The organism is uncultured Escherichia sp. (assembly GCF_948475835.1).
Taxonomy (GTDB): domain Bacteria; phylum Pseudomonadota; class Gammaproteobacteria; order Enterobacterales; family Enterobacteriaceae; genus ECMA0423.
The window spans coordinates 1-13,561 of the sequence record NZ_CAOLGM010000042.1; the positions used below are offsets into that span (position 1 = coordinate 1).

A 13,561-nucleotide genomic window follows, 5' to 3' on the forward strand; every position below is an offset into this window, starting at 1 on the left:
TCGCGGGTGAGGACTATTTTCTCAGTATCCTCGGATTGGATGCGCTACCAGGTCTGCTGTTGGCTTTTTCACATCGTCCAAAAGAAACATTTCCGTTAATTTTAAATTTTGGCGCAACAGAACTGGCGCTGCCTGTTGCCCGCGTCTGGCGACGTTTCGCGGCGCAGCGTGATCTGGCTCGCCAGTGGATTTTACAATGGCCGGAACATACGGCTAGTGCACTTATCCCTCTTGTCTTTACCAAACCCAGCGATAATAGCGAAGCCGCATTACTTGCCCTGCGTTTACTGTACGAACAGGGACATGGCGAATTGCTACAAACCGTGGCAAACCGCTGGCAGCGTACAGATGTATGGTCTGCCCTGGAGCAGTTGCTTAAACAGGGTCCAATGGACATTTACCCGGCACGCATTCCAAAAGCCCCTGATTTCTGGCATCCGGCAATGTGGTCCAGGCCTCGACTTATCACTAATAATCAGCCTGTTACCGGTGACGCTCTGGAAATTATCGGCGAAATGCTGCGCTTTACCCAGGGGGGACGTTTTTATAGCGGGCTGGAACAACTGAAAACGTTCTGCCAGCCACAAACGCTGGCAGCTTTTGCCTGGGATCTCTTCACTGCGTGGCAACAAGCTGGTGCCCCCGCAAAAGACAACTGGGCATTTCTGGCGTTAAGTCTCTTTGGTGACGAAAGCACGGCACGGGATCTGACGACACAGATCCTCGCCTGGCCACAAGAAGGCAAATCTGCCCGTGCTGTCAGCGGCCTGAACATCCTTACCCTGATGAATAATGATATGGCGCTGATACAGCTGCATCATATATCGCAACGGGCTAAATCCCGCCCCTTACGTGATAACGCGGCGGAATTTCTTCAGGTGGTCGCAGAAAATCGCGGGCTAAGCCAGGAAGAGCTAGCGGACAGATTAGTCCCAACCCTGGGCCTTGATGATCCGCAGGCGTTGAGTTTTGATTTTGGTCCCCGGCAGTTTACCGTTCGCTTCGATGAAAACCTCAACCCGGTTATCTTTGATCAGCAAAACGTTCGCCAGAAAAGCGTTCCCCGTTTGCGCGCCGATGACGATCAACTGAAAGCGCCCGAGGCACTGGCCCGACTAAAAGGGCTAAAAAAAGATGCTACTCAGGTGAGCAAAAACCTGCTCCCGCGTCTTGAAACGGCCCTACGTACCACCCGACGCTGGTCGCTGGCAGATTTTCATTCTCTGTTTGTTAATCATCCCTTTACCCGTCTGGTTACCCAGCGATTAATATGGGGGGTTTATCCGGCAAATGAACCGCGTTGTTTACTCAAAGCCTTTCGTGTGGCCGCAGAGGGGGAGTTCTGCAATGCGCAAGATGAGCCAATTGACCTGCCTGCGGACGCTCTGATTGGCATTGCCCACCCGTTAGAAATGACAGCAGAAATGCGCAGTGAATTTGCACAGCTTTTTGCCGATTACGAAATTATGCCGCCTTTTCGCCAGTTGTCGCGCCGCACGGTGCTGCTCACACCTGACGAGTCAACCAGTAACAGCCTGACTCGCTGGGAAGGTAAATCCGCTACCGTTGGGCAACTTATGGGAATGCGATACAAAGGCTGGGAGTCAGGCTATGAGGACGCATTTGTCTATGACCTGGGTGAGTACCGGCTGGTCCTTAAGTTTTCACCCGGTTTTAACCACTACAATGTTGATAGCAAAGCGCTAATGAGCTTCCGTTCTCTTCGAGTGTACCGTGACAATAAATCCGTCACTTTTGCCGAACTTGATGTGTTTGATTTGAGTGAGGCGTTAAGCGCACCTGACGTCATTTTCCATTAAAACACAGCGGGCAGTGATGCAACTGCCCGTTATCAACACGACTTACCAGCGGGGAAAGCGATGATCGTGCAAAAAGAGCTGGTTGCTATTTACGATTATGAGGTCCCTGTACCTGAAAATCCGTTTTCCTTCAGACTTGAGATCCATAAATGCTCTGAATTATTTACAGGTTCCGTCTATCGACTGGAGCGATTCCGGCTACGTCCAACATTTCATCAACGTGATCGAGAAGATGCTGACCCGCTAATAAATGATGCGTTGATTTATATAAGAGATGAGTGTATTGATGAGCGAAAATTACGAGGTGAATCACCTGAAACTGTAATAGCAATTTTTAATCGTAAACTACAGAATATATTCAACCAACTAATAGAATATTACTTTATTAAAGGGGGAAGCGGTTTTCCCCCTTAGATGCGTTTCAATTTGCCCGTTACTTCAACAAATCAATCAACCGTAACAGAGCCACTAATAGCTCCAGTACGGCAATGAGCACGGTTAACTTTTGTGTCAGCGTGTCCATCCGCTCTCCTTATTAAGGAGCGCAACACCAGCACCTTACCCTTACACTGCCTGTCGATACTGGTTTACGTTTGTTGAGTCGCCATGTTGCACTCCGGATCAGAGCACTACCTGCGGCACCACCCGTCCGGTAGCCAGGACTTGAAATGGGTTCGATCCGGCGCAACTTCCCAACAGTCAGGATTATAAATCTCATTATCTTAATTGCAACACTGTCCAGAGGTGGTTATAATTCGTTCGTTGAGATGCCATGTTGCACTATCAGTAACTTAACATCAAAGTAGTAAATAAAAGAACCTGCCTCACCAGCAGGTTTTTTTATTTTCTGCGATCTACTTTCCAGATATTTTTTGCCAATAGCCCACCATAAATATTCACATCCCGGTCAAATGGTGCGTTGAATATAAAATCGATGAATTTATAAATAAAAATGAGTTATATGATGAATTAATAAAAACAGTAATCATTTTATTAAAGGGGGAAGCGGTTTTCCCCCTTAGATGCGTTTCAATTTGCCCGTTACTTCAACAAATCAATCAACCGTAACAGAGCCACTAATAGCTCCAGTACAGCAATGAGCACGGTTAACTTTTGTGTCAGCGTGTCCATCCGCTCTCCTTATTAAGGAGCGCAACACCAGCACCTTACCCTTACACTGCCTGTCGATACTGGTTTACGTATGTTGGACCACGATGTTGCACTCCGGATCAGGGCACCACCTGCAGCACCACCCGTCCGGTAGCCAGGACTTGAAATAGATTCGATCCGGCGCAACGTCCCAACGGTCTGGATTATAAATCTCATTATCTTAATTGCAACGGGGTCCAGCCGTGGTTATAATTCGTTCGTTGGAACACGATGTTGCACAGGCTGTGGTGTTAGGCCTGAAAGTAGTAAATAAAAGAACCTGCCTCACCAGCAGGTTTTTTTATTTACTGTGATCTGCTTTCCAGATATTTTTCGCTCAAACAACTAATGCGCCAAACATTTATTGCGCGTAAAATATCGTTTATTTCATTAATACATTTCAGGGATGAATATATGTCACCGCAGAATAATCATCTGCAGCGTCCGCCTGCTGCTGTGTTATACGCCGATGAACTGGCAAAATTAAAACAAAATGATAACGCACCTTGCCCGCCCGGTTGGCAGTTAAGTTTGCCTGCGGCCCGTGCTTTTATCCTTGGCGATAGCGCGCAAAATATTAGCCGTAAAGTGGTGATTAGTCCCTCCGCTGTCGAACGCATGTTAGTCACTCTTGCCACCGGGCGCGGTTTGATGTTGGTGGGGGAACCTGGCACCGCAAAATCTCTCCTGTCTGAATTACTGGCAACCGCTATTAGCGGCGATGCCGGGTTAACCATCCAGGGCGGCGCATCTACTACCGAAGATCAAATCAAGTACGGCTGGAACTACGCCCTGCTTATCAACCATGGTCCGTCAACGGAAGCACTGGTCCCTGCCCCGCTTTACCAGGGAATGCGCGACGGCAAAATCGTCCGTTTTGAAGAGATAACGCGTACACCGCTGGAAGTACAAGACTGTCTGTTAGGTATGCTTTCTGACAGGGTGATGACGGTGCCGGAACTCACCGGTGAAGCCAGTCAGCTCTATGCGCGGGAAGGCTTTAATATTATTGCCACTGCCAATACCCGCGATCGCGGCGTCAATGAGATGAGTGCCGCGCTAAAGCGTCGCTTCGATTTTGAAACCGTCTTTCCGATTATGGATTTCGCCCAGGAGCTGGAACTGGTCGCCAGTGCTTCGGCGCGTTTGCTGGCCCATAGCGGTATTCCGCATAAAGTGCCTGACGCAGTACTGGAGTTACTGGTACGCACCTTCCGCGATCTGCGTGCCAACGGCGAAAAGAAAACGTCAATGGATACACTGACAGCGATTATGTCCACCGCTGAAGCCGTGAACGTGGCCCACGCCGTAGGCGTCCGCGCCTGGTTTTTAGCGAATCGCGCGGGGGAGCCTGCCGACCTGGTGGACTGTATTGCCGGAACCATCGTCAAAGATAACGAAGAAGATCGCGCTCGTCTGCGCCGTTACTTCGAACAGCGTGTCGCCACACATAAAGAAGCTCACTGGCAGGCTTATTATCAAGCCCGCCACCGCCTGCCGTGAGGAAAGAGGCATGAGCGAGCCGTTAATTGTCGGCATCCGGCATCATAGTCCGGCCTGCGCCCGGCTGGTGAAATCGTTAATCGAAAGCCAGCGGCCACGATACGTGTTGATTGAAGGCCCGGCTGATTTTAATGACCGGGTAGACGAACTTTTTTTTTCCCACCAGCTTCCGGTAGCTATTTACAGTTATTGCCAGTATCAGGACGGTGCAGCCCCCGGGCGTGGTGCCTGGACGCCATTTGCTGAATTTTCGCCGGAGTGGCAGGCGCTACAAGCCGCACGTCGTATTCAGGCACAAACTTACTTCATCGATTTGCCTTGCTGGGCGCAGAGTGAAGAAGAGGACGATTCGCCTGATACGCAAGATGAAAGCCAGGCCTTACTGCTGCGTGCCACCCGCATGGATAACAGCGATACCCTGTGGGATCACTTGTTCGAAGATGAAAGCCAGCAAACTGCATTACCCTCTGCGCTGGCGCACTATTTTGCCCAACTGCGGGGCGATTTCCCCGGCGATGCACTCAATCGTCAGCGCGAAGCCTTTATGGCTCGCTGGATTGCATGGGCGGTGCAGCAAAATAATGGCGACGTGTTAGTCGTCTGCGGTGGCTGGCACGCTCCGGCACTGGCAAAAATGTGGCGCGAATGCCCGCAGGACATTAACACGCCGGAATTGCCCTCGCTGGCAGATGCCATTACAGGTTGTTATCTCACGCCCTACAGTGAAAAGCGCCTTGATGTGCTGGCAGGATACCTTTCCGGTATGCCTGCCCCGGTCTGGCAAAACTGGTGCTGGCAGTGGGGCTTACAGCAGGCCGGTGAACAACTGCTAAAAACGGTTCTCACCCGTTTGCGCCAGCACAACTTGCCTGCTTCGACCGCGGATATGGCTGCCGCACATCTGCATGCAATGGCACTGGCACAGTTGCGCGGTCATACACTACCGTTACGCACTGACTGGCTGGATGCCATAGCAGGCTCGTTGATTAAAGAAGCCCTGAATGCACCGTTGCCGTGGAGCTATCGCGGCGTTATTCATCCCGATACCGATCCGATTCTGCTAACGTTGATAGACACATTAGCGGGTGACGGATTCGGTAAACTTGCCCCTTCCACGCCACAACCGCCTCTGCCAAAAGATGTCACCTGCGAACTGGAACGTACCGCAATCTCTCTTCCGGCGGAGCTTACCTTAAATCGCTTTACCCCCGATGGGCTGGCGCAAAGTCAGGTGTTACATCGGCTGGCAATACTGGAGATCCCTGGGATTGTACGCCAGCAGGGAAGTACACTGACACTTGCAGGCAACGGTGAAGAACACTGGAAATTAACCCGCCCGCTTAGCCAGCATGCGGCATTGATTGAGGCCGCATGCTTTGGTGCAACACTTCAGGAAGCCGCACGCCATAAATTAGAAGCCGATATGCTGGACGCGGGTGGAATCGGCAGTATCACCACATGTCTTAGCCAGGCGGCGTTAGCGGGTCTGGCGTCCTTCAGTCAACAATTACTGGAGCAACTCACATTATTAATCGCCCAGGAAAATCAATTTGCCGAAATGGGCCAGGCGCTGGAAGTGCTATATGCCTTATGGCGGCTGGATGAAATTAGCGGTATGCAAGGCGCGCAGATATTACAAACGACGTTATGCGCGGCTATCGATCGCACGCTGTGGCTGTGTGAATCTAACGGCAGACCGGATGAAAAGGAGTTTCACGCTCACCTGCATAGCTGGCAAGCGCTTTGCCATATTCTGCGCGATCTACATAGCGGCGTTAATTTATCCGGCGTTTCGCTTTCTGCGGCGGTAGCCTTACTGGAGCGACGCAGTCAGGCGATTCATGCCCCGGCGCTGGATCGCGGCGCGGCTCTTGGCGCACTAATGCGTCTGGAACATCCCAACGCCAGTGCCGAAGCGGCGCTGACGATGCTGGCGCAGTTATCCCCGGCACAATCCGGCGAGGCGCTGCACGGTTTGCTGGCATTAGCCCGTCATCAACTGGCCTGTCAACCTGCATTTATCGCCGGTTTCAGCAGCCATTTGAATCAACTGAGTGATGCCAATTTTATCAATGCCCTGCCCGATTTACGCGCGGCGATGGCCTGGCTACCGCCACGAGAACGCGGAACGCTGGCGCATCAGGTGCTTGAGCATTATCAACTGGCGCAACTTCCCGTTTCGGCACTGCAAATGCCGTTGCATTGTCCACCGCAAGCCATTGCACATCATCAACAACTCGAACAGCAGGCACTGGCATCGCTGCAACACTGGGGAGTTTTCCATGTCTGAACTGAACGATCTTCTGACCACCCGTGAGCTACAACGCTGGCGATTAATTCTTTGCGAAGCGGCAGAAACGACGCTTTGTGGGCTGGATGACAACGCCCGGCAGATAGATCACGCGCTGGAGTGGCTGTATGGGCGCGATCCTGAACGGCTCCAGCGTGGTGAACGCTCTGGTGGATTAGGTGGCTCAAATCTCACCACTCCTGAGTGGATCAACAGTATCCACACGCTGTTTCCGCAACAGGTGATTGAGCGGCTGGAAAGCGATGCCGTACTGCGCTACGGCATTGAAGATGTGGTGACAAATCTCGACGTGCTGGAACGTATGCAGCCTTCGGAAAGCCTGCTACGCGCCGTTTTGCACACCAAACATCTGATGAATCCCGAAGTACTGGCTGCCGCCCGCCAGATAGTGCGCCAGGTTGTTGAAGAAATTATGGCGCGACTGGCAAAGGAAGTTCGTCAGGCTTTTTCTGGTGTCCGCGATCGCCGTCGCCGCTCATTAATTCCACTGGCGCGAAACTTTGATTTCAAAAGTACTCTGCGCGCCAACATGCAACACTGGCACCCGCAACACGGCAAGTTGTATATCGAATCCCCCCGCTTTAACAGCCGCATTAAACGCCAAAGCGAACAATGGCAACTGGTCTTACTGGTTGATCAAAGCGGATCGATGGTGGACTCGGTGATCCACTCTGCGGTGATGGCGGCCTGTTTGTGGCAGTTACCCGGCATTCGTACCCATCTGGTGGCGTTTGACACAAGCGTGGTTGATCTCACGGCAGACGTTGCCGATCCGGTAGAGTTATTAATGAAAGTACAGTTGGGCGGCGGGACCAATATCGCCAGTGCCGTGGAGTATGGTCGGCAACTTATTGAACAACCAGCAAAAAGCGTCATTATCCTCGTGAGCGATTTTTACGAAGGGGGTTCATCATCATTGCTGACGCATCAGGTGAAAAAGTGTGTCCAGAGCGGCATCAAAGTGCTGGGACTGGCAGCGCTCGATAGCACCGCAACGCCTTGCTATGACCGCGATACGGCCCAGGCGCTGGTTAATGTCGGCGCACAAATAGCCGCCATGACGCCGGGCGAGCTGGCATCATGGCTTGCGGAGAATCTTCAGTCATGAATTCACTACGTCCGGAATTATTAGAACTGACACCGCAGGCACTGACGGCGTTAAGCAATGCCGGTTTTGTTAAGCGCAGTCTTAAGGAACTGGAAAATGGCAACGTCCCGGAAATCAGCCATGAGAACGGCGCTTTAATCGCCACCTTCAGTGACGGTGTCCGTACCCAGCTGGCGAACAGCCAGGCACTGAAAGAGGCTCAGTGCAGCTGCGGGGCCAGCGGCATGTGCCGTCATCGCGTGATGCTGGTGTTAAGTTATCAACGACTTTGTGCCACCGTCCAGCCCACGGAAAAAGAAGAAGAGTGGGATCCGGCAATCTGGCTGGAAGAACTGGCTACCCTGCCCGATGCCACCCGCAAACGCGCGCAGGCGCTGGTCGCTAAAGGCATCACCATTGAGTTGTTCTGTGCGCCGGGCGAAATTCCCTCTGCCCGCTTACCGATGAGCGATGTGCGTTTTTATTCCCGTAGCAGTATTCGTTTCGCCCGTTGTGATTGTATTGAAGGCACACTTTGCGAACATGTCGTACTGGCTGTGCAGGCCTTCGTCGAGGCCAAAGCGCAGCAAGCAGAATTTAACCATTTAATCTGGCAGATGCGCAGCGAACACGTCACATCATCTGACGATCCGTTTGCCAGCGAAGAAGGCCAAACGTGTCGTCAATATGTTCAGCAATTAAGCCAGGCATTATGGCTTGGCGGCATCAGCCAGCCGCTTATTCACTACGAGGCAGCATTCAACCGCGCATTGCAGGCGGCAGAGGCCTGCAACTGGCGCTGGGTGAGTGAATCACTACGACAGCTACGGGCAAGCGTTGATGCCTTCCACACTCGCGCCAGCCACTATCATGCCGGAGAATGCTTACGTCAGCTTGCGGCATTAAACAGTCGATTAAATTGCGCACAAGAGATGGCCCGGCGCGACAGTGTTGGTGAAGTTCCTCCTGTGCCGTGGCGCACGGTCGTTGGCTCTGGCATTGCCGGAGAAGCAAAGCTTGATCATCTGCGGCTGGTGTCTTTAGGTATGCGTTGCTGGCAGGATATTGAGCATTATGGTTTACGCATCTGGTTTACCGATCCCGACACCGGCAGTATTTTGCACCTTTCGCGCAGTTGGCCGCGAAGTGAACAGGAAAACTCACCGGCAGCTACGCGTCGGCTGTTTAGTTTTCAGGCTGGCGCACTGGCGGGTGGGCAAATTGTTTCACAAGCAGCAAAACGCAGTGCCGATGGCGAGCTGCTGTTAGCTACCCGCAACCGCTTAAGCAGCGTTGTGCCGCTGTCGCCTGATGCCTGGCAAATGTTGAGCGCGCCGTTACGCCAGCCGGGCATTGTGGCTTTGCGGGAATATTTACGCCAGCGTCCCCCCGCCTGCATACGGCCTCTTAATCAGGTCGATAACTTATTTATTCTGCCGGTCGCTGAGTGTATTTCGCTCGGTTGGGATAGCAGCCGCCAGACGCTGGATGCGCAGGTAATCAGCGGCGAAGGTGAAGATAATCTCCTGACGTTATCCCTTCCGGCATCTGCCTGTTCTCCTTTTGCCGTTGAACGCATGGCGGCGCTTTTGCAACAAACAGACGACCCCGTGAGTCTGGTTTCTGGCTTTGTCAGTTTTGTTGATGGGCAATTGACACTGGAACCACGGGTGATGATGACAAAAACCCGCGCCTGGGCGCTGGACGCAGAAACTGCGCCTGTGGCACCGCTACCTTCTGCCAGCGTTTTGCCTGTGCCGTCTACCGCTCATCAGTTGCTGATGCGCTGCCAGGCGTTACTTATTCAACTGCTCCATAACGGCTGGCGCTATCAGGAACAGAGCGCTATTAGTCAGGCAGAGTTGCTGGCGAATGACCTCTCCGCGGTCGGTTTTTATCGGCTGGCACATGTGTTGGGACAATTTCGTAATACAGAAAGCGAGGCACGGGTAGAAGCAATGAATAACGGTGTTTTACTTTGCGAACAATTATTCCCCATGCTTCAGCAACAAGGATGAAATAGTGCTTTTTACTAAGAGTTCTACTCCAGTTCCGGACTGCTCACGTCACGGTATTAGGCATATTCTATATAGCCCCTGGTGAGAGTCACCAGTTTCTTGATTAAATAAAATGGAGTTTTACATGAAGGCTTTCAATAAGCTGTTTTCCCTCGTTGTTGCATCTGTTCTGGTTTTCTCTCTTGCTGGCTGCGGTGACAAAGAAGAATCGAAGAAATTCAGCGCCAATCTGAACGGCACTGAAATTGCCATTACCTATGTCTACAAAGGTGACAAGGTGCTTAAGCAATCTTCTGAAACCAAAATTCAATTTGCTTCTATTGGTGCAACCACCAAAGAAGACGCTGCCAAGACACTTGAGCCGTTAAGCGCCAAATACAAAAACATCGCGGGTGTTGAAGAAAAATTAACCTATACAGATACCTACGCGCAGGAAAACGTGACTATCGATATGGAAAAAGTGGATTTTAAAGCCCTGCAGGGTATTTCAGGAATCAACGTTTCTGCTGAAGATGCCAAAAAAGGTATCACTATGGCGCAAATGGAACTGGTGATGAAAGCCGCTGGTTTTAAAGAAGTGAAATAATCTGTCGGCGGCCATGTTTCGCATGGCCGCCATACCCGTCTTAGCTTTTCTTCACATGCTGGCGCGCTGCCAGTCCACGCAGAAAATAACGTAAAAATTGATCGCCGCATTCGCGGAAGTTTTTATGATCCGGTGCGCGCATCATCGCTGTAATTTCCGGCATCGAAACGCGGAACTGCTGTTCGGTGAGGATAGCCAGAATGTCATCGGTTTTCAGCGAAAACGCGATGCGTAATTTTTTCAGCACGATGTTGTTATTAATGCGACGTTCCGGCTCCAGTGCCGGAGCAGACTCATCCTTGCCGCGTTTTTCATAAATCAGGCCATTGAGGAATGACGACAAAAAAATGTCCGGACAACGCTGAAAACCCTCTTCGTCTTCTTTACGTAGCCAGACGGCGATCTGTTCCGCGGTGGCTTCGACATTACCCAGCGCCAGAATACGCACCAGGTCATTATTATTGGCTTTCAAAATGTAGCGCACGCTGCGCAGAATATCGTTACTTAGCATGAGGCCTTCAGGTGTTGATGAGGCAAAAAGCCATTTTAGCAGTCTTTTACAGGCCAATCGCCTCTTTTAAGCTTTTCAGATAACGGCGGCTGACCGGCACGGTTAAGCCATTACGCAAAATCAACTCGGCCTGGCCGTTATCTTCCAGACGAATCTCCTGTAAATGCGCGAGGTTAACCAGATACTGACGATGGCAGCGCAGTAGTGGTGTACGACTTTCCAGGGTACGTAATGTCAATTCGGTAAAGCCCTCTTTCCCTTCGTGGCTGGTAACGTAGACACCGCTCATCCGACTGCTGACAAATGCCACATCTTTCATTTGCAGCAAATAAATCCGACTATGCCCCGTACAAGGGATAAATTTCAGCGCCTGTTGATTTTCCGGTAACAGCGAAACATCCTGCTTGCTGCGCTCCTGACGCAATCGCGCCAGCGTTTTCTCCAGTCGCGCTTCATCAATTGGCTTCAGCAGATAATCAAAGGCATGTTCTTCAAAGGCTTTAATAGCGTATTCGTCAAACGCAGTGAGAAAAACAATATACGGGCGATGTTCCGGGTCAAGCATCCCCACCATTTCCAGACCACTGATGCGCGGCATCTGGATATCGAGAAACAGCACATCCGGGCGCAGTTTATGCACCGCGCCGATCCCTTCCACGGCGTTTGAACACTCTCCAACGATTTCAATATCGCTCTGCTCCTGCAAAAATACGCGCAGGTTCTCCCGTGCTAACGGTTCATCATCGACAATTAAGACTTTAATCATGCCTCGTCCCTCCATGGTAGTCGTAACGTTATTCGGGTGTAACTATCAGGCTCACAGGCGACGCTTATTCCATAGTCATCGCCAAACCGTTCACGTAAACGCTTATCCACCAGATTCATCCCCAGCCCACTGGCATTGGTTACCGGTTGATACAAACCGGCATTGTCTTCGATCTCCAGCATCAAATGTTGCCCCTCACGTCGGGCGCTGATTGCCACTCGCCCTGTATCCAGCAGTTGTGATGTCCCATGTTTAATGGCGTTTTCCACTATCGGTTGCAGGGTAAACGCGGGCAATTGCTGCTGGGATAATTCTTGCGGAATAGCAATGTTGACCTGCAACCGCGACTGGAAGCGCGCCTTTTCAATTTGCAGATAAGCGTTCACATGTTCAATTTCGTCGGCGAGAGTAACAAACTCCGAAGGCCGCTTTAAGTTTTTGCGGAAAAAAGTGGAAAGATACTGCACCAGCTGGCTGGCCTGTTCGCTGTCGCGGCGGATCACCGCTTTAATGGTGTTAAGCGCATTAAACAAAAAATGAGGATTCACCTGGGCGTGAAGCAGTTTGATTTCTGACTGGGTGAGCATCGCTTTTTGCCGCTCATATTGCCCGGCAAGAATCTGCGCCGAAAGCAGTTGCGCAATCCCCTCGCCCAGCGTGCGGTTTATTGAACTGAATAAACGGTTTTTGGCTTCATACAATTTGATGGTGCCCATCACGCGCTGATTTTCGCCACGCAACGGAATTACCAGCGTCGACCCCAGTTTGCATTGCGGATGCAAAGAGCAACGATAAGGTACTTCGTTGCCATCAGCGTAGACCACTTCACCGGTTTCAATCGCTTTTAAGGTGTAAGTCGAAGAAATCGGTTTGCCGGGTAAATGGTGGTCGTCACCAATTCCGGTAAAGGCCAGCAATTTCTCTCGATCGGTAATCGCGACTGCACCAATATCCAGCTCCTGATACAGCACCTGAGCCACTTTCATGCTGTTCACTTCGTTAAACCCCTGTCGCAAAATGCCTTCCGTCGAGGCTGCCACTTTCAGCGCAGTGGCAGAAAAAGCAGAAGTGTATTTTTCAAACATCGCGCGTTTATCGAGCAATATACGCATAAACAGCGCCGCGCCGACGGTATTGGTGACCATCATTGGTGCAGCAATATTACTCACCAGACGCACCGCATCTTCATAAGGTCGGGCGATCGCAAGGATGATCAGCATTTGCACCATTTCAGCGACGAACGTGACGGCACCGGCGGTAATGGGGTTAAAGACTTTATCAGTGCGCCCGCGACGGATCAGGATGCTGTGTACCAGGCCGCCGAGCAATCCTTCAACGATGGTTGAGATCATGCAACTTAGCGCGGTCATGCCCCCCATCGAATATCGATGTAAGCCGCCGGTCAGACCAACCAGCCCACCGACGACGGGACCGCCGAGTAAGCCGCCCATTACCGCGCCTATCGCACGGGTATTGGCAATAGAATCGTCAATGTGCAACCCAAACCAGGTGCCCATGATGCAGAAGATGGAAAAGACGATGTAGCAGAGAAATTTATGCGGCAGACGAACCGTGACCTGCATTAACGGTATGAATAATGGCGTTTTACTCATTAACCACGCAATGACTAAAAAAACGCACATCTGCTGAAGCAGCAGCAACACCAGATTAAAATCGTACATACCCGCAAACCACACTTCCCTTTAAAACGCGTAACATACATTGCCTGCGTTTAACTTTCTTTGAACTCTTGCAGAAAAATGAGAATTCGTGAGTACGATCACTCAAAATCGCCTGGCAAAAATAAAAT

At 51.3% G+C, this 13,561-nt stretch carries 9 protein-coding genes and 1 pseudogene; 7 read left to right on the top strand and 3 right to left on the bottom strand.

What is annotated here, in order from left to right:
- The 7 genes and pseudogenes from yehI to QZF50_RS10290 all read left to right on the top strand — a co-directional run.
- Positions 1-1,820, top strand: a pseudogene (gene yehI / locus QZF50_RS10260) (DUF4132 domain-containing protein YehI); the annotation flags it as partial.
- Positions 1,821-1,880: 60 nt separating this feature from the next.
- Entirely contained in the window at positions 1,881-2,234 is a 354-nt protein-coding gene (locus QZF50_RS10265) for a hypothetical protein (protein ID WP_000636940.1), read from the top strand.
- Between the two features lie 1,149 nt (positions 2,235-3,383).
- Complete coding sequence (locus QZF50_RS10270) at positions 3,384-4,472, top strand: MoxR family ATPase (RefSeq protein WP_000074859.1); 1,089 nt, start codon at positions 3,384-3,386, stop codon at positions 4,470-4,472.
- Between the two features lie 10 nt (positions 4,473-4,482).
- On the top strand, positions 4,483-6,762 hold the full coding sequence (locus QZF50_RS10275) for a DUF5682 family protein (RefSeq protein WP_001294366.1): 2,280 nt from the start codon (positions 4,483-4,485) through the stop codon (positions 6,760-6,762).
- Complete coding sequence (locus tag QZF50_RS10280) at positions 6,755-7,891, top strand: VWA domain-containing protein (protein WP_061892440.1); 1,137 nt, start codon at positions 6,755-6,757, stop codon at positions 7,889-7,891. The genes QZF50_RS10275 and QZF50_RS10280 overlap by 8 nt, the downstream gene beginning before the upstream one ends.
- Entirely contained in the window at positions 7,888-9,888 is a 2,001-nt protein-coding gene (locus QZF50_RS10285) for an SWIM zinc finger family protein (protein WP_001317947.1), read from the top strand. Before QZF50_RS10280 ends, QZF50_RS10285 begins: the two co-directional genes overlap by 4 nt.
- A gap of 124 nt (positions 9,889-10,012) precedes the next feature.
- Positions 10,013-10,474, top strand: a complete 462-nt coding sequence (locus tag QZF50_RS10290; RefSeq protein ID WP_001295429.1) for a YehR family lipoprotein — start codon at positions 10,013-10,015, stop codon at positions 10,472-10,474.
- Between the two features lie 40 nt (positions 10,475-10,514).
- On the opposite strand, the gene QZF50_RS10295 is transcribed toward QZF50_RS10290, so the two are convergent.
- The 3 genes from QZF50_RS10295 to btsS are packed head-to-tail and all read right to left on the bottom strand — an operon-like array spanning position 10,515 to position 13,433.
- Positions 10,515-10,985: a DUF1456 family protein gene (locus QZF50_RS10295; RefSeq protein WP_001442361.1), complete on the bottom strand. Its 471-nt coding sequence runs from the start codon at positions 10,983-10,985 to the stop codon at positions 10,515-10,517.
- 46 nt (positions 10,986-11,031) lie between these two features.
- Positions 11,032-11,751, bottom strand: a complete 720-nt coding sequence (gene btsR, locus QZF50_RS10300) for a two-component system response regulator BtsR (RefSeq protein WP_000598641.1) — start codon at positions 11,749-11,751, stop codon at positions 11,032-11,034.
- On the bottom strand, positions 11,748-13,433 hold the full coding sequence (gene btsS / locus QZF50_RS10305; protein WP_001295431.1) for a two-component regulatory system sensor histidine kinase BtsS: 1,686 nt from the start codon (positions 13,431-13,433) through the stop codon (positions 11,748-11,750). The genes btsR and btsS overlap by 4 nt, the downstream gene beginning before the upstream one ends.
- Between the last annotated feature and the right edge of the window lie 128 nt (positions 13,434-13,561).

What these genes read in the sequence shown, in the direction of transcription:
- btsS (WP_001295431.1), bottom strand. Translation starts at nt 13,433, where the DNA reads ATGTACGATTTTAATCTGGTGTTGCTGCTGCTTCAGCAGATGTGCGTT.
- btsR (WP_000598641.1), bottom strand. Translation starts at nt 11,751, where the DNA reads ATGATTAAAGTCTTAATTGTCGATGATGAACCGTTAGCACGGGAGAAC.
- QZF50_RS10290 (WP_001295429.1), top strand. Translation starts at nt 10,013, where the DNA reads ATGAAGGCTTTCAATAAGCTGTTTTCCCTCGTTGTTGCATCTGTTCTG.
- QZF50_RS10275 (WP_001294366.1), top strand. Translation starts at nt 4,483, where the DNA reads ATGAGCGAGCCGTTAATTGTCGGCATCCGGCATCATAGTCCGGCCTGC.
- QZF50_RS10280 (WP_061892440.1), top strand. Translation starts at nt 6,755, where the DNA reads ATGTCTGAACTGAACGATCTTCTGACCACCCGTGAGCTACAACGCTGG.
- QZF50_RS10285 (WP_001317947.1), top strand. Translation starts at nt 7,888, where the DNA reads ATGAATTCACTACGTCCGGAATTATTAGAACTGACACCGCAGGCACTG.
- QZF50_RS10270 (WP_000074859.1), top strand. Translation starts at nt 3,384, where the DNA reads ATGTCACCGCAGAATAATCATCTGCAGCGTCCGCCTGCTGCTGTGTTA.
- QZF50_RS10265 (WP_000636940.1), top strand. Translation starts at nt 1,881, where the DNA reads ATGATCGTGCAAAAAGAGCTGGTTGCTATTTACGATTATGAGGTCCCT.
- QZF50_RS10295 (WP_001442361.1), bottom strand. Translation starts at nt 10,985, where the DNA reads ATGCTAAGTAACGATATTCTGCGCAGCGTGCGCTACATTTTGAAAGCC.